This is a genomic window from Amycolatopsis sp. DG1A-15b, from assembly GCF_030285645.1.
Lineage (GTDB): Bacteria > Actinomycetota > Actinomycetes > Mycobacteriales > Pseudonocardiaceae > Amycolatopsis.
Genome location: NZ_CP127296.1, coordinates 4,315,442 through 4,337,648 on the forward strand (window position 1 = coordinate 4,315,442; position 22,207 = coordinate 4,337,648).

The following is a 22,207-nucleotide window of genomic DNA, read 5'->3' on the forward strand; positions in this document are numbered from 1 at the left end:
CCAGCTCCTGGCGAGCGGCACGCAACTCGCCAATTGACGGATCCGTCACCGCTGTCGCCTCTCCTTCGTGTGCAACCAGTCACGAAGTATGGCATGCCGGAACTCGTACGTCCCACCGGACCGGCGTAGCACGCCACGCTTGTGCGCGTCGTCCAGAAACGCCATCAGCCGCAGGGGAAATCGGCCGGAAACTGTGCACCAAATCCGCGTCACGATGAATCTTCCCCAGGCGGTGTAGGCCACGCTCACCACAATCGCGGCCAGCCCGAATGCCGCACCCGTCTCCGGCCCCATGATCATTCCGACCACGATTCCGATGACCCCGCCGCGGGCCGCGCCGCGGGACAGCGCCGCCGTCCGGTCGGCACGCAGCAGCCAGTCCGGGCTGGCCGCCCGGCCCACTTCGGCGGGCACGTCGAACCACGCGTCCAGCCCGAAGGCGGCGAGGATGGTGACGCCCGCCACCAGCGCGCCGAGCGGGCCGGCGGCGATCCACAACGCGAGCGCCACGAGCGCGGTGGCCACCGGCCACCCGACCGGGACGGTCGTGCGCTCCGTCCGGCGGCGAGCCGCACGGAGCGCACCGTGCCACCGCAGCCTCATCGTCGACGGTGTCGGGGCCAGCGACCGGTTCACCAGGCCGCTGGCCACGCCGCCGGCCACCCCGGCCGGCAGCCCCACCGCCACGCCGCCGACCATGCCGACCGGCAGCCCGGCGCACGCTGCACCGACCACTACCCCGACCACGACCATGAGCGCGCGCGGAACGGCCCGGTCCAGGCGCCACCACGCGATGCCGTCGCCGTCGAACACCTCGTCGTGGGCGGCGAGGAACCCCAGCCAGCGTGTCGCCTGTTCGGCAGTCCAGCGCGGCGGCCCCTGCTGGGCGAGGATCTCGTCGTAGGCCACCGGAATCAGCCGGTCGATCAGGTGGTCGGCGACGGCGGCCGGGTCGACGAACCGTTCGTCGCGGATGAGCTCGGCCGGATCGGCGGCGGTGTCGCTGTAGACCGCCCTGGCCAGCGAGGTCATCAACGGTACGCCGAGAACCGACAGCAGGTGCCCGGCCCGCGCGTCTTCCTGCCGGCGGAGGAAGGCGATGACCGGATCCCATTTCCCCCCGGCGTCCGGCTCCGCGCGCGCGGTGCGCGGCAGGTATTCGGCGAGGTCGCCGACACCGAGCCGCCGGAGGACGAGCACGGCGGCAGCGGTGATCACATCGGCCCCGGCGACGGCCGCGGCGTACTCCTCGACCCGGCAGGTCACCACGAGCGGATCACCGTGATCCAGAGCCGCGTTGATCCTGTGGACGGCCGCGCCGCGCGAGGCGGTGGGCAGCTCGTCGAGCCCGTCCAGCACGGGCGTCACGCGCCCGGCGCCGACCAGCACACCGGCCAGGGTGTTCCCCCGGACGGGCCGCGAGCCGAGCCCGGGATAGTCGGCGATCAGGCGCCTGACCAGCCAGTCGTGGAGTGCTTCGCGGCCGGGATCCCACGACGCGACGGAAAAGAGAACCGGCACCGGCGCCCCCGGGTCCCGCCGCGCCACCAGGTCCAAGGTCAAGCGCACGGCCAGCACGGTCTTCCCCGCACCGGGCTCACCCAGCACCACCAGCCGCCCGGAAGGGACCCGGTCGAAGGCTTCGGCGATGTCCGTGAGCCGTCCCCCGGCTCGCGGCCCGGCCGGCGGGAGGCCGATGTTCACCGAGTGGTCCTCGAGTTCGGGACGGTCGCACGGTTCCCACCGGATTTCGATCGGCGCCGGATCCTGCAGTCTGCGGAGCCGCTGCTCCGCGCGCCATTGACCGTGCACCACGGCGGCGAGGTCGTCACACACCTGATCGAGCAGGGCCGTCACGGCGGCCGGGACGTGCGCGGGCTCGCGGCGGTACGCCGCCGGCCGTCCGCCGCCGGGCGTGGCTTCGACGAAGCGCCCGCGTGGCGGCATCGGATGGCGGGCCACACCGCGCAGCACGGCCAGCAGCTCGGCGGCGCCGGCGTGGGTGAAACTGGAAACGGTGTATTGCGAACTGGTCGCGGCGTGCAGAAATGCCGGAATTTCGTCCGCATTCCGGCCGGGAAGAACCACCGGGAGCACGCGCGCGGTCTCGGCGGGCAGGTTCCGCGTGAGGTTGTCCCGGATGATCGCCCCTTCGAACTGCGCTCCCCGGCCGTCGGCGTCGTCCGCCCAGCCGTCCGCCTTGCGCCGGTAGCCAGGTGAGGCGACGACCAGGATGAAGTCGGCCTCGGTCAGTTGCCGGATCGCCCAGACCGACCAGTCGCGGCGCACGTTTTCGTACCACCGGTCGAGGTGGAGATCGATGCCCGCCTCCGCACGCAGGAACGTGCAGAACCGTAGCACCGACTCCTTGTGTTGCTCGGAATCGTGCGAATACGTGACGAACACCCGCGGCGGCTTCCGGTCGCCGTCCCCCGCACGGTCACCACTCTCGTCGGCCATGAATACGCTCCCCGTCCCATCCGAGGTTTCTCAGCACACCAAGATTGCGGCAGAATGACAAACATGCGCCCGACCGGTCCCGGCGACGACCGCCTTCGTCCGCCTCGGCAACCCCGGCAGCGGCCTGCTGCCTTCCTTCGAGGTGCTCGCCCCGCCCGGCTCCACGGACGCGCCACGCTCGCACAACAACCTGGGCAACGCGCTCAGGGCGTTCCACGAAACGGGCGCCGCACGACCTCGCGCCGCGCCTGGCCGGAATAGAGCACATGCACTTCGAACGACCTCGCCCCGCGAGACGCCTCAACCTCCAGGTAAGACCCGACCCCATGGCACCGCTCCTGGCGGTCCTCTCGATGGCACCGGACGAGGTGGACCTCCGGATCCGCAAGGCACGCGACCGGGTCGCCGGCGCTCGGGACCGGAAAAGCCGGGTCGAGGCGCTGACGGAACTCGCGATGTTCCTCAGCCACCGGTACATGCGGCACACGGGCCTGCGCGCCGACCTCGACGAGAGCATCGGCCACCTCCGGGATGCGATCAGCCTCGCGCGCACGCAGCCCGGGCCGCGTGCCAGGGCCGAGCGGCTGCTCTCAGCGGTGCTGTGTGCCCGTCATCGGCCAGGCGACCTCCAGGAGGTGATCACCCTCGTCGGGCGGTTGCTGGCGCAGCAGGGGGTCGACGTACGGCAGAACGGCCCGCTCCTGTCGCACCTCGGCATGGCTCTGCTGGCCGAGTCCCAGCTCACGACCGACTCGGCCAAGCTCGACGAGGGCATCACCATGCTCGAGAAGGCGATCGAACGGATGCCGGCGAGCCGGACACCGGCCGGACGAGCCCATGCCGACATGATCCGTTACGTCCTGGCTCTCGCGCTCGCCGGCCGATACGCGCTGCACTGGTCCGCCGACCGCGCAGACCTGACCAAGGCGACCGAGCTCATATCCGCCGTGGACGAGGATGAACTCGGGCGCCTCGTACCCGGGTTCACCGAGTTCAAGGAGCAGGTGGAACACGGGCTGGGCATCGTCATGTCCGCCATGACCGGCGAGAGGCTCGAAGTGATGCCCGCGCCCGAAACGCATCGCACCACGCCGGACGGTTTCCTGGGCCGGCAGTTCGTCAGGCTCGGTGCCACGACCTCGACGCTGACGAGCACCGAGGCGTACCGCGTCGGTGACCTCCGCTCGGTCGACGAACAGATCGAGAGTCTCCGGGAGGAATTGGCCGGCTTGTCGCCTGACGATTACCTTCGCCGTTCGACACTGATACTGCTCGCACAGCTGCACTGCACCAGGTTTCGGAACCGCCAGCTCGCCGGTATGGCGGACGCCCGAACCGACCTGGATGCGGCGCAGCAGTACGCCAGGACGGCGTTCGAGTCGTCAGCGCCCGGATCGATCGGTGCTGCCGCCGGAGTGCTCGGCTCGTGCCTGCTCGATCGCTTCGCGCTCGGTCTCGGCGACAGAGCGGATCTCGACGAAGCCGTCCGGCTGATGCGCACGGCGATGACGCACTACGCGGAGCACTCGCGCAGCGCGCTGGCGATCTGTTGTTCTCTGGGCGAAGTCCTCATGCTGAGGGGATCCCTGGAAGGCGGGAGCTTCGACGACATCGAGGAGGCCGAGCGCCTCCTCGTCACGCTCGCCGAACGCCAGCCCGCGAACTCGCCGCTGGCGCCGGTCGCGAAGGTGCGGCTCGCGGTCCTGTTGCAGTACCGGTCGGCGCTGACAGCAGACACCGAGGATCGGCTGCGCGCGTCGCTGGTATCCCGCCGCAGCGTGGAGACGGCCGCGGACGCCGGCGTGCTGTGGGCCTACGACGCCGCGGCGTCGTGGGCCCGCTGGGCGTGGCACTGCGGTGACACTCGCGATCGAGCGGAAGCCCATCAGCTGGCGGTCCAATGCCTTTCCCGGATGACCAGGGCACAGCTGGGACGCGACTACGCCGAACTGGCGCTGCGCCGCGTTTCCGCGGACTTGGTGACTCGAGCGGCATTCACCCTGTCCGCGGCGGGCACGCCCCGGGAAGCGGTGGTCACCACCGAGACGGGCCGGGGGATCCTGCTCTCCGCCGCCTTGGAACGCGACGGCGTCCAGCTCGACGAAACGATCCCCGCTGACCTGCGGCGGCGGTTCCGTGAAGCCCGCGACCGTCTGCGTGCCGCAGAAGCCGCGGTCCGGGAATTCACCGATGACCGTCTGGACGTCGCACCTGACCGAACTGCAGGGATCTGACGCCGGCCGGCGTCGGCCGAGCCTCATCACCTCGATGAGCGGCTGCGCGGACGGTAGCTGCGCCGGGTGCGAGCGGCGCGCTGAGCACGATGATGCCGGACTCACGTGACTCCGAGTAGCCGGGACAGGCCAGTGTCCGGTCTTGTCGGGTGAGTGCGAGGGAGCGGCTGGCAAGCTTGCGGTATGCCCGTCGACGATGCTCACCTCGCGGTGCAGGAGGGCCTTCCCGCCCGGACGTGCCGTGCGCTGCGCCAGGCCGAGCAGGACTACCTGCGCAGTGGCCGGATCGCGGCGCTCGCCCACGCCGAGGCCCTGCTCGACGGGAACAGCGGTGCGGTCGCCGACGCCACCCGCTGGTGGCTTTCGCTGGTGAGATCGGACCGCCTCGATGGCCAAGACGGCGGCGCAGCCGCGGACAGGTGCATCGCCGATGTCGCTGACCTCGCGGACCGCCACTGGGCTTACCGGCAGGTATTGGCGGCTGCACTGGTCCGGCGATGTGCCCGCGACGGCGACCTCGGCGATCTGGACCGGGCGATCGAGCTCTGGCTGACTGCGGATGCGGACGGCGGTGCGAGTGCGCTACCCCTGTGGCTCGGTCCGAGCTGGCAGGCGATCGAGCTGGGCACGGCCTTGCTGGAACGTTTCCGGCTGCGCGCGACGGTGGCTGACCTCGGCGCGGCGGCCGAACTCTGGCGCGGGACACCGATGCGGTCCGCCCCGCCGGTCGTCCGCGCGTTGCGCATAGGCCGGCTGGCTGCCTGCGACCACGAGGAGTACGGGCAGACCGGACAGCGACGAGCACTGCGGCGAGCGGAGCAGCGCTATCGCAGGGCCATCGACGCACTGGGCGACGGCGCGCCGGCGCGCCCGATACTGCTCACCGAGCTCGGCACAGTCCTGCAAGACCGCTATGAGGACGCAGAGCGTCGCGCAGACCTGCAGGAAGCCATCCACCTGGCAGAGTCGGCTGTGAAGCTCGAGCCGGGCACCGGCGCTGATCTTGCCTGTCATCTGGTGAACCTGGGTAACGCCTGGGAGATGGTGCACGCGGAGGACATCGACAACCATCAGGCGCTGCTGACAGCAGTCGACTGCTGGCGGCGGGCACTACGGCACCTACCGGTCGGATCGCCCTACCGACCGGCTTTTCTCGACCGGCTGGCGCTCGGCTTGATCGGCTGCGTGAACCGCGGGCTCGCCGGCTCCGAAACGCTCGATGAAGCGCTGGTGGCAGCCCGTGAAGCAGCCGGCAAAGGCGCCGGCTCGCCGCACGGCGCGGTGTATGCCGCCAACCTGGCCGACAAGCTCGACACGCGGTGGAAGTTCCACAGTGAGATCGCAGATCTGCAGGAGGCGGTCGATGTCCTGCAAGCGGCGATCACCCCCTCGTCGCTGCGGTCCGCCGTGGGACCCCACCTGGCCATGAACTTGGTGCAGTTGCGCATCTCGCGCTACGCCGAGCTGGGGGACCCTGCGGATCTGGAGCACGCCCTCGCCGAGCTCGATCACCTGGCCGAGGTGCCGTCAAGCCGGGGACAGCGCGACTGGTGGCACGGGGCCCGCGCGCATCTCGAGCTGATGCGGTACGCCCGCGGGGGCCGGCCGACGCACCTTGCGGCCGCGATCGGCCACGCCCGCCGGTCGCTGGCGGGTACACCTCCCGGCTCGGAGGAATACCTGTCCCGATCCGGCTACCTCGCCTCCGGTCTGCACTGGCGCTATCTGGTCACCGGCCGCAAGCGAGACCTCGATGAGGCCATTGCCGCGCTGCGCGGTCGGCGCGACGACCAGGTCGCGAACCCCGACCGGCTGGCGGCCTTCCTGCAGGAGCGACATGAGCGCTACGGCGATCCGGCCGATGGCCGCGCCGCACTGCACTGGGCCGAGATCGCGGCGGTCGGCGGCGAACCCACGTTGCCGAGCTCTTCTCCCCTCCACGGTCTCGCGCTCGTCCTGCACGGTCGCTTCCAGGACACGGGGCGCCTTGCCGACCTGGATGAGGCGGTAAGGCGCCACCGGGACGCGCTCGCCGAGATGCATTCGAATACCCCCGTCCGGCCTGTGGTCTTGAGCAATCTCGGTATCACGTTGCAGGATCGCTACATCTACGGAGGTGACGACAAGGATCTCATCGAGGCCATCGTGATGCACGAAGAGGCTTTGGCAGCGGCACCGGCTCACTCGCCCGACCGCGCGGGACTGCTGCATTCGCTGGCTGCGGCCGCCCAGACGCGCGCCGAACAAAGCGGGAGCACGGCCGAAGCGGAACGGGCGGTTCAGCTCGACGAACAGGCGCTGGAGTCGTTGCCACCAAGTTCGCCCGAACGCGCGGAGTTCCTCGCCAACCTCGCCGCCTCGCGCAGCATGCGCGCCCGTCGCACCGGCCGCCGGGAGGACGCCGACCAAGCAATCGCCACCTTCCGGGCCGCGCTGGCCCGGCTGCCTGCCCACCGGCCGCTGCGTCCCCACGTCATACACGGTTACGCCCGTGCCTTGGCGGAACGGTACGACCGGTTCGGCCTGCCCGGCGACCGTCAGCGTGCCGCCGCCGCCCATCGGCGCGCGGTGACTGCGGCGAGCGCCAACCCGGTTCTCTTGATCGACGCGGCGAGCGACTGGGCCGAATGGTCAGCCCGCCAGAGGCACTGGAGCGACGCCGCAGCCGGCTGGCTGGCCACGAGTGCCGCGCGGTGGCAGCTGTTCGGGGTCCAAGCCGATCCTGCCCGCGGCAACAGCTGGCTGAACCGCGCCGAGGAGACCGCGAGTGCAGGCAGCCTGGCTCTGGTGCGGTGTGACCGGCTCAGGGAAGCGGTCGTCATGCTCGACTCGGGCCGGGCACTGCGTCTGAACCAGGCGATAGATCATCGCCTGACGATCGAACGCCTTCGCCGGCTAGGCCATCCTGAGCTCGGAACGCGCCTCGAGCAGGCGTTGTCCCGGGTAACGGCTGAAGTCCGGAAGCGTTCCTTGCCGAGCCCCAGCACGTAGCCGGACGAGAGGCCGAATAGCCACAGATCTCGCTGATCAAGGTAAACATCTCCGTGCTTCATCGCGGCGACGCACCGCGCGCGGACGCGGGACAATCGGCTCATGGGATTCGGTTCGGCCGGGCGAGCCGGAACATCCATTTTGGACGTCGCGCGCCGACGTGGAAAGGGGCCGGTGACGCTTTCGCGGCGAGCGCGTCTCAGTGAGTACCGACCGGCAGATTGATCAGCAGCATGAAGTTCGCTTTCACCCGAGTGTCTTCAGCAGGATGCAGAATCGTCCCTTCGCGAAATCATGACGCACTGGCGAAGTCCGGGAAGGGCAACTTCACGAAAACCGGCGTGCTGCGCTGCCCGAGCCGAGGCGATGTTGGAGCGGCGCATGTGTAGGTAAATCGTCCGGTGTCGGCTCGCGGTGGCTGCCAGTGCGTAGGCTGTCCGACCAACGCCTCGGCCTTGCCAGGGTTTGCTGATCTGGATTTGAAGACTGGCGTGCTCGCCCAGCGGCTGTTCGTCGATGACGTTGATGTACACCGAACCGACACGTTGTCCGCCGACTTCGATGTGCCAGTACTCGCCGCCCTGACCGGCGCCTCGTCCTCGACTGCCCTTCCCCCTGCGCAATGACACATCGCCCGACGGAACCGGTTCACGAAGGCCGGACGGGACGCCGGCGGACGGTGCGGCGCGACGCCGCGGCTGCCGTCGACGTCCCGCACCAGGGTTCTTGCCCGTGTTGGCCATTGTTCATCCGTGGGGTTCGACGGTCAGATAGAGGACAGGGCACCGAGGAGCTTTTCGCAAACCGGTTGCCAGAACTCTGCGGGGAAGAAGCCGGGTGAGATCCCGATCGTGACGTCGACGATCCGGAACTGGATCGGTCTCAGCTGTGCGAGCACCGTTTCAACCCGGTCCAGCACGCGGTCGCGGGGAGGATCGTGACGTTCGGCCGCCGAGTGCCAATCGGAGTCGCCGTCGAACCGGTTGTTGAAGTAGTCGAGGTCGATGTGCAGGAAGACGGGGTCGTCGGTGAGGTGGCTGAGCAGTGTCGGCAGGTCAGAGTCGACCTGGTACGAGCCGCGGTTGTCGGTTGCGTTCCGGGAGCCGGGCACCAGGCGCGCGGCTGGTCGTGGGGAGCCGGGCCGGAACAGTGCATCCGCTTCTTGGGCCGCCAAGATGCTGAATTCGCCTTGGCGCTGCGCTGCGTACCGGGTGTCGCACAGGTGCAGTATCCGAGTGTGTTCGGCTGTGTGGAGCACTGGTGTCAGGAAGCTGCCCATGCCGATCGCGCCGCTGCCGATTGCGGACCGGACGCCGGCCGGCTCGGTGAGCGTGAACTCGTGTCCCGTCACGAGGTCGGTGAACGAGCCGCCGGCGGAGGTGGCGAGCCGTGGGGTCATGAGGTCGTCGTGGTCGTCCAGGTGAAGCACGGTGAGGCGTGCAGGGACACCGCCGGCCTGCGCGAAGTAGTCGCTCCAGAACGCCAGCGTCCAGGCGTCCGACAGGCTGATTCCGACCCCGCCGACGCGCTTGTGCGCGAACGGCACGTCGGCAATGGCGGTGCCCGGACCCCACCAGCGGAGTCCGGAGTCCAACTCCGGGTCGATGTAGTAGTCGGCGGACGGTGGTACGGCCAGGCGCACCACCCAGTCCCCGCTGCCGGTCCGGCTACTATGCGGAACACGCTCGGCCACGTAGTCCTGGAGCAAACGGTCCCGTTCCGACGAGTTCTCGGGAAGCGCCGACCTGGGCAGGAAGACCGCGGGTTCGTTCAAGTCGCGGACCGCTCCCTCAGCGCCAGGATGAGCTCGTCTCCGGCCGGTGTCGTCCGGACGCTGTCCAACGTCTTCCATGCTCGGCTCAGTCTCTCCGTCGACACTGCTACCTGGTTGGCGGCCCGGCTCCGGACGGTGGCGGCCACATCGGAGGAGGTCTCGACGAATCGCCAGTACCCGAGCAGTTCGACGAATACCCAGGCCGCGTGCAGCAGGCCGCTGGGCGGCCGGAGTTCTTCCCGCCAGGGTGAGGGAACGAACGGCTGGCCGGGGACAATGAGGTCGACTTCGCGTTCCAGCAGGTACAGCTTCTGGTGCCGGTGCTCGTGGATGATGCTGTCGGCGAAATCGTAGACGTCCACGGCACCGGGATGCGCGCCCAGGCCGATGAACAGGCAACCGGGGACCACGTCGTCACTGAAGGAGACAACCTTGTCCGGGTGAGCGGACTCGTCGGTCACGAACTGGACCTCGGGGCTCAGGTTCAAAATCTCGGCCGCGAGCACGGCGTCGTAGCGACAAATCCACTCCATCGCAGCGTTGACACGACTCGGTCCGGTCGTCGCCTCGTCGTCTGTCAGGAACCGGATCGGGGCGGTGAAGGGCGAACGCAGCCAAGGGTCGGGTCGGTGGATCCGAATTTCGCGGGCTGGTTCCGAAGAGAGCCGAGCGACGTCCGCAACGTAGGTGGGATCGAAGCGCAGTGCTTCTCCGTCCACACCGAGCAGAGGTTGCCCGCGCCGCGCGGCCTCGTATGCGCGCACCCACAGGGACACGCTCGGTTGCCGGGAGAGGCGTCCCAGCTCCGTCGGCGCGACTTCGGTCAACGACCGGGCAGCGGCTCGGACGGAACTCGGCTGCCGGTCGTCGGCTGCGAGCTGTTCCGAGATCCGGGCCAGCTGCGGGGCAGTTTCGCTTTGCCAGGTGCAGACCAGCGAATCCGTGACCGTGACCGCGGTCGCGGCCTTGTCGAAAGCAGCCAAATCGTAACGCCCCGACTCACCCCGGCGGTCGAAGTGCGCAGCCTCGGCTTCTAGAGTCTCGTGCAGCCGGGTCCGGACGTGGGAGATCAGCGTGAGCATCTCCGCGCAGTACACCGTCGGGTTGGCGAAACCGTCCGCCGAGTACCGGTGTGGTACGGCGCCGCCACCACAGACGTCGACCACCGGGCAGCTTCGGCATTCGGTCGCGACTCCCGCCGGACTGAGCAGACGGCGGTGTTCCCGGATCTTGAGAGACCGGGCGACGTCGGACACAGTGCTAGTGAAGACGCTCTCTTCGAGGTTCGTCTGGCCGGGCTTGGTGATCTTCAGGACGTCAAGGTCGTGGTACCCGCCATCGGTTTCGATGCAGAGCAGGCTCACGTCGCCGAAGCCGAACGCGTCCGTCGGACTGGGCGCACCGGCTGTCGCGGCGAGGATGGCGTCGAAGGTGCGGATCGGCAGGGTCGGGTAGTCGTCGAACCAGATGTCGAAAGCCTCGACCAGCCATCGCTCGTACCGCTGCGGGTCACGGTCTCGACCTGGAGGAGGTGTGCAATAGTTCGCATCGGGAAGCAGGAGATCGAGTGAGGGCGGATCGACCTCTGCGAAAAACTCGAGCAGTTCCCGCGGGTCTGCGTCGGGGTCGATCACGGCGATCACGCCTGCGAAGGTTTCCGGCCTCGTCCGCAGCCGCCGGATCGCGTCCATCACAGCCGAGTGGCTCGAACCGCCGCCGGCCAAATTTCGGTGCCGGTCGTTGACCGTGGCCGGACCGTCCAGGGAGATCGATACCCCGATTCCGCCGTCGGCGAGCGTCGTGAGCCGCTCGTCGTCCAGGAGCACACCGTTTGTCTGCAATGAGAAGTGAGCGGTCGTGGTCTCTGGCAACGCATCCTCGATGAGCTTCCGAAACCAGGTCAGGCGAGCAGCGCCGGCCAGGAGTGGTTCGCCGCCGTGAAAGACGACCAGCACCTCGGGAAGCGCAGCCTCGCGCGCGTACTCACCGATCCGGCCGGCCACCTGTTCGGCGACCTCCGGGGAGATGACGTGCGGCTGCTCTCGCCACGTCTGGTCGGCGTGCTCATACATGTAGCAGTAGTCACAGCTGAGATTGCAGCGAGCGGCCACCTTTACCAGGAACGTGGTGAAGGTGGCCGCTCCCGCGATGGTGTCCGGGACGTCTGTCGACATGTTCTCTCCCGCTACGAGCGGTTGTGCCGGTGATGCATCCGGTCGTAGCTGGTGATCTCGGTGGGCTCGGTTCGGGTCAACTGATCGTGAGCCCGTGCCAGGGCAGGATGGATCGGGCGCCGCCTCTGCAGAAGCACCGAATCCTGCGTTTCGCCGACCGGCTCGTGCGGCTCCGTCATGGCGGCGTTCTCCTTTCCTCCCGGCGCCGGGCCGGTCACTCGTACCAGGCCTCGTCGTCGGAACGCTTTAGGATCGCTTTCCGACGCGAGATCGGCAAGCACGAAATCGGGTGACATCGCTCTGTAGACAGTTCTGACGGACAGTGCTCAACGGACTTCCGCCACCGGCGCAGTACGCTGCGCTTGACGAGCCGGAAGCCGTGCTCAACGCGGTTGTTGACCGGCGAGGCGTCTCCTCGAAGTTGACTACATTGCGACGTTCGACTGTTGCTTTGGGTAGCGGCCCTCGTTGATGCGTGACGGTCACGACAGACCCTCCTGACAACCACCGAAATTGTCATGTTTTTGTCCAATTGCAAGCAGATTCGTTCAGCCATAGTGATTATGTTGACAGACGTGGTCTGGTTAGAATTTCTCATACCCCGACTCGACTTACACGCCCACCCATGACCTGAGAACCGGGTTTACCTGCGCAAAAGTGATCTCAGTGCACGAGACGCCAGCTTTTCTCGCGGCACCGCGCAACCATCACGACTGCTCCAAACAGGGGTTACTGACAAGTTGTGGATTGCAACATCGGCCGCCGATCGGGGAAGCTGCCCGGTTGATCACTCCCAGGGGAAGGTAACCATGGCCGCAACTCCCAGCGACCGCGACGTGCTCGATCAGACCATCAGCCTCATGGACTTCCTCGCCGAAGTCACCGATGCGGCCAACCGCGACCCCAATCGCGACATCACCGCTGACGAGCGCGACGCACCGGATCCGCTGATTTGGCTCGATCACCTTCCCGACGGGGTGACCCTGACCCCGAAAGCAGCTGACGATGTGCTGTTGCGCGTCCGGCCGCCGAAAACGGTTCTCGAGCCGCGTCCGCCCGCTGCCCTGGCCGGCTGGATCGACTCGCCCGAAGCTCGCGGCCCGGACAGCCAACCGCCCCGCCTGCTCGCTGCCGGGCCCGCCGACGTCGCCCAGGAACACGCGATAGCGCCGCCGGCCAGCGTCCGGCACACCTTCGACCAGTGGCTTGCGCAGTGGCACGCGTGGAGCCGGGACCAGCTGCGCTCCCGCGCCCGCCGCGACCTCTACGAATCCCTCGAACGAGCCGCGAAAACCCTCGAACAGCAGGACGACGAGTACGAGTTCGTGCTCGCTACAGGCCTTGTCCGCTGGCTCACCGCCGACGGGGACGAGATCCGTCGGCACCTCATCACCGAGCCGGTGCGTCCCCAACTCGCCCGCGACACCGCCGAGGTGACCGTCTCGTTCATCGGAGGGAAACGCCGCTTCGAAGACAAGGCCTTGTTCACCGAGGTCGAGGGCTATCAGCCCGACCGCGGCCGCACGACCCGCCAAGCCGTGCTCGAGAGCGACACAGGCCTGCTGGAACCGGCGCTGCTCGGCGACGTCGAGGAGTGGCTCGGGCTCGCCGTCGCCTACGAATTCACCGCGCTCCGCTACCCCGAGGAGGTCACCGGCGAGCTGCCCAAGCGCCTGGAGCTTTCGCCATCGCCGGCGCTGCTGCTGCGGCCGCGCAGCCGGGAACTGCTCGCCGACACCTACCGCAAAATCGCGCAGCAGCTGCGCGAACCTGATGCGCAGGTTCCGGTCGGGCTTGCGCAGTTGGTCGCCGACACCGAAGCTGACACCCGCGGCCGCTGGCTCACTGCGCAGAACGCCCCCACCGGCGACATGCTCGGCGACGACCCGCTGTTCCCGCTGCCGACCAACGCCGAGCAGGAACGAGTCATCGACCTTTTGCGGCGCGAGATCGGGGTCGTTGTCCAAGGCCCGCCGGGAACAGGCAAGACGCACACCATCGCCAACCTGGTCAGTGCGCTACTCGCCCGCGGGATGCGGGTCCTGGTCACCAGCCAGAAAGACCAGGCTCTCAAAGTTCTCCGCGACAAGATCCCCGCAGACCTGCGCAGCCTGTGTGTGCTGCTGGCTGGGGGCAGCAAAGACGCCGCCAAGGAGCTCGAACGCGGCATCGACGCGCTCTCGAACGCGATCGGCTCCACCGAAACCGCAGGCCTGCCCCGCCGTGCCCAGCAGCTCGCCGACGAACGCCACGTCCTGCTCGCCCGCAGCTCGGAGCTCAACAAGCGGATCCGGGAGCTGCGCGAAGTCGAATACCTTCAGCACCCGCCCGTGGCCCCCGGCTACAGCACCGCCCGCTACGCCGGGCCCCTCACCGACATCGTCCACGAGGTCCAGGAGCACGCCGCGGCCTACCGGTGGATCCCGAGCGTGGATCTGAGCTGGCCCGACATGCCGCCGCTGGTCACCGGGGACATGCTGGAGCTGCTGACACTGACCCGCCAGGACAGCCCCAGTCGGCGCATCCGCGCCGAGCAGCAGATCCCCGAACGCCGTGAGCTGCCCGACGCCGGTGAGCTAGCCGACATCATCGCCTCCGAGCAGCACGCCCGCGACACCGCCCACGCCGACACCAGCGCCCTCACACAGCGCCTGGCCGCGCTCGGCCCGGAGGTCCTGCAGCATCTGCGCGGTCTCGGCGACCAGGCCCGCACACAATTGCAGCAGCTGGGCTACGGCGAGGACCACGCCACCCCGCCTGCTCGCGGCTGGGTCGGGATCGCCGTCGATAACCACCTGGCCGGGCAGCACTACGGCCTGTGGCGGCGGCTGCATGCCGAGCGGGAGACCGCGGACCGGCTCCAGCAGCAGATGCGCGACCTCGGTCTGCAGTTCGCGGTCGAGCTGCCCGCCGTTCGCGACTACGGCATCGGCAAGACCCGCGCCCTGCTCAACAGCGGCCGGACCCTGCGCGACTACATCGCCGGCGGCGGCAAGATCCGCAAAATCGGCAAATCCACCGCGCAGAAGAACGCCGAAGAGTTCCTGACCGTCGTCACCGTCGACGGTGCCCCGCCCCACAGCCTCCAGCAGATCAACGCGGCCCTCTACCGACTCGAGGCCGACGTCGCCGCCGTGCAGCTGGTCGGCCTGTGGGGCGAAGCCGACGTGAGGATCACCGGCGAATCCCTGACCCGCGCCTTGTCCGAGCTGGCCGACAACGCGCGGTTGCTCGACCACATCGTGGCCCTGGCACAGATCCACGGCGTGTTCCGCGAGACGCTGCTGCGCGCCGCTCTGTCGATCGACTTGTCGTCCGTCGCCGCGTTCGTCCGCGCGATCGACGCCGTCCCGGCCGCGCTGCACTATGTGGCGTTGGAGCAGGCCCGTCATCAGGTGGCAGCGCTGCAGCGGAAGGTCGCCGCGTGGGCGGCTGCCGACAACGCCTGCTCCGAGCTGGCGTTGCTGGTCAAAGCTGTCGCTGACCGCGACCTCGACGCCTACCGCACAGGCCTGGACGCCCTTGACCTTGCCCGGCATGACCGCGCCGCCGAGCAGCGCCGAGCCCAGCTGGCTCGCACGCTCCGCAATGTTCACCCGGCTTTGCTGGAACTGCTCGAAGCCACCGCTGACGACCCGACCTGGGACCAGCGTCTGGGTGATCTGCCGGCGGCGTGGGCGTGGTCGAAAGCCGAGCAGTTCATCTTCGCCACCCGCAACGCCGAGGACGAACGCCGGCTGGTCGCCGAGTTCGACCTGGTGGAAGACCAGATCAACCGGGTCACTGAACAGCTCGCCGGGGTTCAGGCGCTCAGCGCTTGTCTCAGTCGGATGACCGACGCCCACGCACGGGCGCTGCGCAGCTACCGCGAGCATATGAGCCACGTCGGAGCCGGCGGCGGCAGCAAAGTCCGCGAGTACCGCAAAGCCGCGCGCCAAGCGATGGAGAAGGCCAAGGACGCGGTGCCGGCGTGGGTGGTGCCGCTGCCTAACCTGCTGGAGAACATCAGCGCTGTGCGGGACTCGTTCGACGTCGTCATCGTCGACGAAGCCAGCCAAGTCGGGGTCGAGCAGTTGTTCCTGCTGTGGATGGCACCACGGGTGATCGTGGTCGGCGACGACAAGCAATGCACACCCGGCGGCAACCGGCTCGGCAAAACCGAAGCCCTGTTCGACAGCCTGCACGAACACCTGTCCGGTATCGACGAGGAGATCCGGCTCAACTTCACCGCCAAATCCCACCTCTACGGGCTCCTCACAGCCCGGTCCGGGCGGGACGCGGTCGTGCGGTTGCGGGAGCACTTTCGCTGCATGCCCGAGATCATCGGCTGGTCTTCGACCCAGTTCTACGGCGACGGCGACCGGCCCGGGCTTATCCCGCTGCGTGAACGCACCGCCGCCGACCTGGAACCGCTAAAGGTGGTGACCGTCGAGGGCGGCTATGTCGAAGGACGCGAACAGCGCCGCCGCAATCCCACCGAGGCCAAACGCATCGTCGGCCAGATCGCCGAATGCCTGGACGACCCCCGCTACGACGACAAGAGCTTCGGGATCATCGTCATGTCGGGCACCGGGCAGATCCGGTTGCTCGAACACGAACTCAACGCAGCCATCTCTGCCGAAGACCGCCAGCAACGCAAGATCCGGGTCGGGATCCCGGCGAACTTCCAAGGCGACGAACGCAATGTGATCTTCCTGTCGATGGTGGTCGCCGATGCGCCCCGCGCTCAGCGCGCCCCGATCTTCCAGCAGGCCTTTAACGTGGCGGCCAGCCGCGCCAAGGACCAGATGTGGCTCTACACCTCGTTCGGTATCGGCGACCTCAAACCGGACGACCTGCGCTCCTCGCTGATGGGCTACATGCTCGCCCCGCCCTCGGTGTTCGGGACGTCGCCGAGCCTGGAGGAGGTCAGCGACACCACCAGCACCGCGCCATTCGAATCCCTCTTCGAGCAGAAAGTGTTCCGGGAGATCAAACGCCGCGGCTACTTCGTCGTGCCCCAGTACGAAGTCGGCTCTCGACGTCTGGACCTGGTCGTCGTCGGTGACGGCGGCCGGCTCGCCGTCGAATGCGACGGGCACCTCTGGCACACCAGCACCGCCCAGCAGACCTCCGACGCCCGCCGCGACCGCGAACTGCGCCGCATGCGCTGGGACGTCATCCGGATCCGGGAAAGCGAGTTCGAATTCGACCCCGACCGCGAACTCGAACCGCTGTGGGAGCGCCTCGACGAACGTGGCATCCACCCGAACGACATCACCACGCACACCCGGCAGCCCGACGACTGGACACCCGTGACCCTGCCCGACGACACCGCCGACACTTCCGAGGGGAACGCCCTGTGACCAGCACGACCGAACGCCCGAGCGACGACGTCACGGTGGAACTGGACGACAACGTCCTCGACCGCCTCGCCCTGCTGATCTGCGGCGACGACGGCTCCCGCTACTACCGCACTGGCAGCGAGATCACTCGGTTCTTCACCGCCGCCGGCTGGCGACGTGTCAAGGACCTCGACACCGGCCGCTACCGCGCCGTCCTCGAGACCCTGCGCGACCGGCGACGGGACTCCGAAGCGCTCAAGGCGGTGTTGCTGCGCTTGGCCGACCCCCGCGAGTATCTCGACGACGACGAGACTCGTGTCCTGGTCACCCAGGAACTCAACGAGCTGCTCGCGGTCGAGGGCTACCAGGTCATCTACCGATCCGGACGGCCCGCGCTCATTACCCAGACCCCGACGATGAACCGGCCCGCAATGAAGGCTCCCGTGCAGCTCACCGCCAGCCTCGCCGACGTGGTCAGCGATGCCGTGTTCGGCGAGCAGCTCAAATCCCGGCTCAACGAAGCCCAGGCCTGCTGGCATGGCGGGGCACCTACTGCTGCGATCATCATGCTCGGCAGCCTCCTGGAAGGAGTGCTCTACGACGTCGCACTGAGCCAGCACCGCAACGGTCCTGCCCCCACCGACCACCTGGAGAGCCTGATCAACCTCGCCCAGGCAAAGGGCTGGCTGCCCAAGGACGTCGTCGACTACGCCCACGTGCTGCGCAACCACCGCAACCTCGTGCACCCGAAAAAGCAGTTCACCCAGGGCTACTCGCCGAAAGACAGCACCGTTCGGATCGCCTGGAACGTCGTCGTCGCCACCATCAACGACCTCGCCGCACTCAAGACCCCGCCAACCAGCACGACAGATTCCGCCGAACGCTCACAAGACCAGTAGGCCTGTATTTCCGCCCCGCCGAGTGCGCTCCTCAGCCTGCTACCTGAAGTTGAGCGCCCGGCGAGGCCTTTCTCTTCGTTCGCCCTACGACGGCTTCGCCCGCGGCGACCGAGTTGACGCCTTCGCCGGCGTCTTGGTCGGCGCCTCGGAGGTGGCATTAGGCAAGCTGCTGACGTTGCCCAACCGGGTCGAACGGGTCAAGCCCTGAAAGACGGCAAGGGCACGGTCGCGCTGCGCCTCGCTCACCTCGCAGTTCAACGTCTGTTTCGCCGCCCGGTTCCGCAAGCGCGTCGCCGAGACCGCATCGTAGGCGTCGGTGAAACGGTGCAGATTCATGATCAATAAGCCCAGGACGATGGCCCACGGTCCGTAAGCCGTGAGACGGCCGAGGACGGCCAAGGTTTGCGGGTCCATTCCAGCTCCCTGCCGAGGCTAGGCGGGAACATGCGCCACAGATAACTTTTGCGACGTTCAGTTCACCGCGGATGACTTGAAAGAAAGGCCATCGGCAGCGAACAGAGGAATCATCGGACGATTGGGACTTAGGAAGAGCCTCTGAATAGTCCCATCCTGACGGCAGCGGCGAAGACTCTGCGTTCCTGGCCCCGGCGGCAGAACCAGCAGGAGTCGGAAGAGCCTAGCGACCAGCGAAACAATGTAGGCAGATTGCGTGCGTGAGAAGCCAACGCTTCGTAGGACCGCCTTGAACTTTCCAAGGACCCGCACGTCGCGGAACCCGGCCCGCCTCATGATCTTCGAAAGTAGCTCAACGAATGCCAGGGTCTTGCCGGCGCCAGTAGGACTCTCGATCACCCACACGCCCGGTGCTCGTTCACTGTCCTCGGCGTCCATCACACGAGCAGTATGCCCCATGGTCATGACCTCGCCAACTCGGCCGTAAACGGAAGACGATGACGATCTCAGTACGGAACACACTGGGCGTCCTCCAGCAGGTTGACTACAAGTTCTAGGCCAGGACGCCCCAGGGCTACCAGTGCAACCGCCCTGCCGGCCGCGTGCACCCGGGCACCGAAGTGCAGGGCGCACTGACGGCATGGATCGTCTCGGCGACCGTCGTCAGCGACGAGCAGCTAGTTAACTACGTCAGGGCGAACCTCTCCAGCCCCGAGTGCCGGACGCATTCGTCAGCGTCAAGGCCAGCTCAACATCCTCAGTCGACAGAATCGCCATGCAGCCCAGCAGACAGGGGATTGGTATCGAGCGTCGCCGCATAGGGCGTTATACAGCCCTCGATGACGCATCGCGACTGCGCTGATCGGATGAACGGCTCAGAGCGCGCCGTCATGACCCGGTGGCCGCGACATCCGTCCAGCGTGATCCCACCGCACCCACCCCCGACTCGGATGCCTGTACCACCCGCTGACACGGCCGACCTGCTGGCGCAGTGGTTGAACGGCAAGAAACCGACAACCACCACCGCTACCCGCCCCGACCACGGCAGCGGCTTGCGGTTCGCGTTCTATGGCCGCACCTCGACCACCCGCCATCAAGATCGTGTGTCGTCACAGGGTTGGCAGCGCGACATGGCCGAGCACCTCATCGCCGGACACGGCCAGATCGTCGCCGCCTTCTTCGACACCGGCACCTCACGCCGCATCCCCTGGAAGCAGCGACCACAGGCCACTCAGCTGATTGCCTCGATCTCCGCCCCGGAACGCTCCGTCGATGCGATCGTGGTCGGCGAGTACGAACGCGCCTTCGCCGGCACCCAATTCGCCACCCTCTACACCTGGTGCACCCGGCACGGCATCCAGCTATGGCTGCCAGAAACAGGAGGCCCTGTTGATCTCGCCAATCGCGATCATCGGACACTGCTGTCGCTGCTGGCCACCCAGTCGCAGCGCGAAGTGCTCCGGGCTCGGCATCGGGTGCTGGCTGCGATGCACAATCAGGCCATCCAGCAAGGCCGCTACCTCGGCGGACGACCGCCCTACGGTTATCAGCTCGTCGACGCCGGTCCGCACCCCAACCCCGCAGACGCCCGCTGGGGCCGACGCCTCCAGCGCTTGGCTCCCGACCCACTAACCGCGCCGCACGTGGCATGGATGTTCCGGCAACGCCTCGCCGGGCACAGCATCGCTAGCATCGCCCGGCACCTGAACGAGCGTGGTGTCCCCTGCCCGTCGAGCGCCGACCCGGACCGCAACCGCCACCGAACCCGCGGTGCCTGGACCTTGCGCACGGTCGCGGTGATCCTGGCGAACCCGCGCTACACCGGGCGACAGACCTGGAACCGTCGTGCCACCGACCCCAGCGGTCCAGCTTCAATGCCTGCACTGTCGGCGAAGGCCGCGCATCCGGCGCTCGTCACCGAGTTGGACTTCGTCGCCGCTCAGCAGGTCCGGGCTGCTCGGCCAACCACCGACGGGCGAGTCCGACGGTTCGCGCTCGCCGGTTTGATCCACTGCGGTGTGTGCGACCGGCGGCTCGACTCGCACTGGAACCACGGACGTGCGACCTACCGCTGCCGCCACGGCCATACCAGCACCCAGCGCGCCGACCAGCCGCGGCCGAAGACGATCTACATCCGCGAGGACTATCTCGTCGAGGAGATCAGCATCCGACTCGGAGAAGAAGGCAACGACGGCCACGTCGCACCGGCGCTTGACCGACCACGACACAGACGCGTGGCCGCGGCGCTGCGCGACTCAGGGAAGATCATCGTCTGCGACAGGGCCGGATGGCGGCTGCAGGAGATCGATTCGAGCTGAGCTACGATCGACCCCGGCTTCAAGATCGCTTGTCGCGATCCGTGGGGTAATACTGTGTCCGAGGACGATCTTGCTCACTATCTACACGCTTACACCTCGACCTTGGCTAACTGCCCCAACATAAGCGTTACCGTCCGAGACGTCTCAGCACTAGCCAGTCACGGGCTCGGGAGCAGCACCATTAGCCCCGTCACCTTTTAGCGGGTCAGAAAGCTGACTAACGGAGGGCAAGCGGCCGCCCAAGCGTTGCAACCGAGCGCTGCCTCTAGCCTGACGCTGCGACGTCGACCTATCCAAGTGTTGAAAAGTCAAGATTGGTAACAGCTACACGGGAGTGCTCAAGACAGAGCGCATGTCCTAGTTGCAACATAGAATAGGCAACCTCCGTTGAGCGCAACATTGCGAATTCAGCTGCCCCCTCACTTTCGTAGGCTGTCCTATCACGCCAAGCAATAGCGACGATGTCATCCTCATCGTGATTCTCGGAAACATTCGAGTTCATAAGCTTAAAACCAACCGATTGAAGACCCTTGATTGTTTCCAATGTTTCGACTGGTGAAATCCCCAGATCTCGACGAATAAGATCTAGGCTTGCATGTATATTTTCCGGCATCTCAGCCTTGCAGCCAACAAGGAAAATCTCGGCAATCAACACTCGTTCGTCAATTGTCATTCTACGTAAGGACTGCATAAAATTCTCTGCAATGCTGGATACGATTCTCCGCTCATCTTCCACAGTGACACGCATCGCTTCAAAAAGCTTAACAGGCACCGGCGGTAGATAATCTCGTCGCAACGGCGTTCCAACCTTCTCGGCTATCATCTCAGCGAGGCGCTCCGGAGCAATGTCTCGGAGATCTATGTAACCCAGAGTAGGACGAAGTCCTTGAAGCTCGACCCTATCGAATCTGACGGGAAGAACATACTCACCGTTTTCCTCCAGTGCGCGAGCCTGAGCACTGCGTCTTTCGTGAGTTGTCCAAACTTTCCGCGCGTAATCCTCAGAAATGAACAGAACGCAATATCGGGCTGCTACACGGTAGACGTAATCGAGATGTTCGTAGAGATCTTTTCCCCATATTGACACCTTCTCGAAATCATCGTAAAAGACTCTTATTCCGCGCAGCCGGAGGGAACTGGCAACCTTCTCAACATAGGTTCTTTGTTCGCCCGCGAACGACAGGGCAACGTCCCAACGGTGCATGAAAAGATCATTTGACGTGTCTTCCATCCGACAGATACTAGGCCACCAGGCGTCGTACTTGGCGGGGCGGCACCATCGGGCGTCTGCCCAGTGGTGACCAACTCAGCGACGGCGACCAACGCAGCGAGTGCAGGGCCGGGGCCATCGCCGGACAGCGCAGCGCGCCGCGCTGAGGCGATTGCCCCGCCAGCGCGGTCGAGGAGAGCAAGCAGATTGGCACGGCTGGCCCAGCAGGGAGGCGTGCTCGGTGCGCGCGCTGGCACCAGGCCGGACCGTGGTGAGTGGCAGGACGCCCCCGCTCACCACGACACGGCAGCACCTTCCCGCATAGCGGAATTTGTCACGAAATCAGCCGTCACCCCGCTTGGTGACGCTGTCACATCTGCCGTGACAGCTCGAAACAACAGGTGACCTG

General features: G+C 67.0%; 12 protein-coding genes. 5 read left to right on the top strand and 7 right to left on the bottom strand.

The window, feature by feature from the left end; all coding sequences use genetic code 11:
* Window positions 1-45: 45 nt before the first annotated feature.
* Complete coding sequence (locus QRY02_RS19640; protein WP_285992981.1) at window positions 46-2,460, bottom strand: SEFIR domain-containing protein; 2,415 nt, start codon at window positions 2,458-2,460, stop codon at window positions 46-48.
* Window positions 2,461-2,786: 326 nt separating this feature from the next.
* Between QRY02_RS19640 and QRY02_RS19645 the strand changes: the two genes are divergently transcribed.
* Window positions 2,787-4,694, top strand: a complete 1,908-nt coding sequence (locus QRY02_RS19645; protein WP_285992982.1) for an ATP-binding protein — start codon at window positions 2,787-2,789, stop codon at window positions 4,692-4,694.
* Window positions 4,695-4,877: 183 nt separating this feature from the next.
* Window positions 4,878-7,685, top strand: a complete 2,808-nt coding sequence (locus tag QRY02_RS19650; protein WP_285992983.1) for a tetratricopeptide repeat protein — start codon at window positions 4,878-4,880, stop codon at window positions 7,683-7,685.
* A gap of 260 nt (window positions 7,686-7,945) precedes the next feature.
* Here the strand turns inward: QRY02_RS19650 and QRY02_RS48675 are convergent, their stop codons facing one another.
* The 4 genes from QRY02_RS48675 to yhhA are packed head-to-tail and all read right to left on the bottom strand — an operon-like array spanning window position 7,946 to window position 11,929.
* Complete coding sequence (locus QRY02_RS48675) at window positions 7,946-8,428, bottom strand: GNAT family N-acetyltransferase (protein ID WP_353069313.1); 483 nt, start codon at window positions 8,426-8,428, stop codon at window positions 7,946-7,948.
* A gap of 23 nt (window positions 8,429-8,451) precedes the next feature.
* Window positions 8,452-9,459, bottom strand: a complete 1,008-nt coding sequence (locus QRY02_RS19655; protein WP_285992984.1) for a hypothetical protein — start codon at window positions 9,457-9,459, stop codon at window positions 8,452-8,454.
* Window positions 9,456-11,633 carry a cyclophane-forming radical SAM/SPASM peptide maturase YhhB gene (gene yhhB, locus QRY02_RS19660; RefSeq protein WP_285992985.1) on the bottom strand — a complete coding sequence of 726 codons (2,178 nt, stop codon included), beginning with the start codon at window positions 11,631-11,633 and terminating at the stop codon, window positions 9,456-9,458. The genes QRY02_RS19655 and yhhB overlap by 4 nt, the downstream gene beginning before the upstream one ends.
* Window positions 11,634-11,644: 11 nt before the next feature.
* Window positions 11,645-11,929: a YhhA family cyclophane-containing RiPP gene (yhhA, locus tag QRY02_RS19665; RefSeq protein ID WP_285992986.1), complete on the bottom strand. Its 285-nt coding sequence runs from the start codon at window positions 11,927-11,929 to the stop codon at window positions 11,645-11,647.
* 513 nt (window positions 11,930-12,442) lie between these two features.
* On the opposite strand from yhhA, the gene QRY02_RS19670 reads away from it, so the two are divergent.
* Together QRY02_RS19670 and QRY02_RS19675 are read left to right on the top strand one after the other, a co-directional pair.
* Window positions 12,443-16,978 carry a PDDEXK-like endonuclease domain-containing protein gene (locus QRY02_RS19670; RefSeq protein ID WP_285992987.1) on the top strand — a complete coding sequence of 1,512 codons (4,536 nt, stop codon included), beginning with the start codon at window positions 12,443-12,445 and terminating at the stop codon, window positions 16,976-16,978.
* Between the two features lie 35 nt (window positions 16,979-17,013).
* A complete protein-coding gene (locus QRY02_RS19675; protein ID WP_285992988.1) occupies window positions 17,014-17,856 on the top strand; it encodes a hypothetical protein in 843 nt (280 codons plus the stop codon).
* Window positions 17,857-17,940: 84 nt separating this feature from the next.
* Here the strand turns inward: QRY02_RS19675 and QRY02_RS19680 are convergent, their stop codons facing one another.
* Window positions 17,941-18,270, bottom strand: a complete 330-nt coding sequence (locus tag QRY02_RS19680; RefSeq protein ID WP_285992989.1) for a hypothetical protein — start codon at window positions 18,268-18,270, stop codon at window positions 17,941-17,943.
* 950 nt (window positions 18,271-19,220) lie between these two features.
* On the opposite strand from QRY02_RS19680, the gene QRY02_RS19685 reads away from it, so the two are divergent.
* Window positions 19,221-20,588, top strand: a complete 1,368-nt coding sequence (locus QRY02_RS19685) for a recombinase family protein (protein ID WP_285992990.1) — start codon at window positions 19,221-19,223, stop codon at window positions 20,586-20,588.
* Window positions 20,589-20,877: 289 nt separating this feature from the next.
* Here QRY02_RS19685 and QRY02_RS19690 read toward each other — a convergent pair whose 3' ends face one another.
* The gene (locus QRY02_RS19690; RefSeq protein WP_285992991.1) at window positions 20,878-21,819 is read right to left on the bottom strand and encodes a toll/interleukin-1 receptor domain-containing protein; all 942 of its coding nucleotides are present in this window, start codon (window positions 21,817-21,819) and stop codon (window positions 20,878-20,880) included.
* Window positions 21,820-22,207: the final 388 nt, after the last annotated feature.

Bases quoted from the DNA above. Each gene is read 5' to 3' on its own strand.
- QRY02_RS19685 (WP_285992990.1), top strand. From the start codon at position 19,221: ATGCCTGTACCACCCGCTGACACGGCCGACCTGCTGGCGCAGTGGTTG.
- QRY02_RS19645 (WP_285992982.1), top strand. From the start codon at position 2,787: ATGGCACCGCTCCTGGCGGTCCTCTCGATGGCACCGGACGAGGTGGAC.
- QRY02_RS48675 (WP_353069313.1), bottom strand. From the start codon at position 8,428: ATGGCCAACACGGGCAAGAACCCTGGTGCGGGACGTCGACGGCAGCCG.
- QRY02_RS19670 (WP_285992987.1), top strand. From the start codon at position 12,443: ATGGCCGCAACTCCCAGCGACCGCGACGTGCTCGATCAGACCATCAGC.
- QRY02_RS19640 (WP_285992981.1), bottom strand. From the start codon at position 2,460: ATGGCCGACGAGAGTGGTGACCGTGCGGGGGACGGCGACCGGAAGCCG.
- QRY02_RS19680 (WP_285992989.1), bottom strand. From the start codon at position 18,270: ATGGACCCGCAAACCTTGGCCGTCCTCGGCCGTCTCACGGCTTACGGA.
- yhhA (WP_285992986.1), bottom strand. From the start codon at position 11,929: ATGTCACCCGATTTCGTGCTTGCCGATCTCGCGTCGGAAAGCGATCCT.
- yhhB (WP_285992985.1), bottom strand. From the start codon at position 11,633: ATGTCGACAGACGTCCCGGACACCATCGCGGGAGCGGCCACCTTCACC.
- QRY02_RS19650 (WP_285992983.1), top strand. From the start codon at position 4,878: ATGCCCGTCGACGATGCTCACCTCGCGGTGCAGGAGGGCCTTCCCGCC.
- QRY02_RS19690 (WP_285992991.1), bottom strand. From the start codon at position 21,819: ATGGAAGACACGTCAAATGATCTTTTCATGCACCGTTGGGACGTTGCC.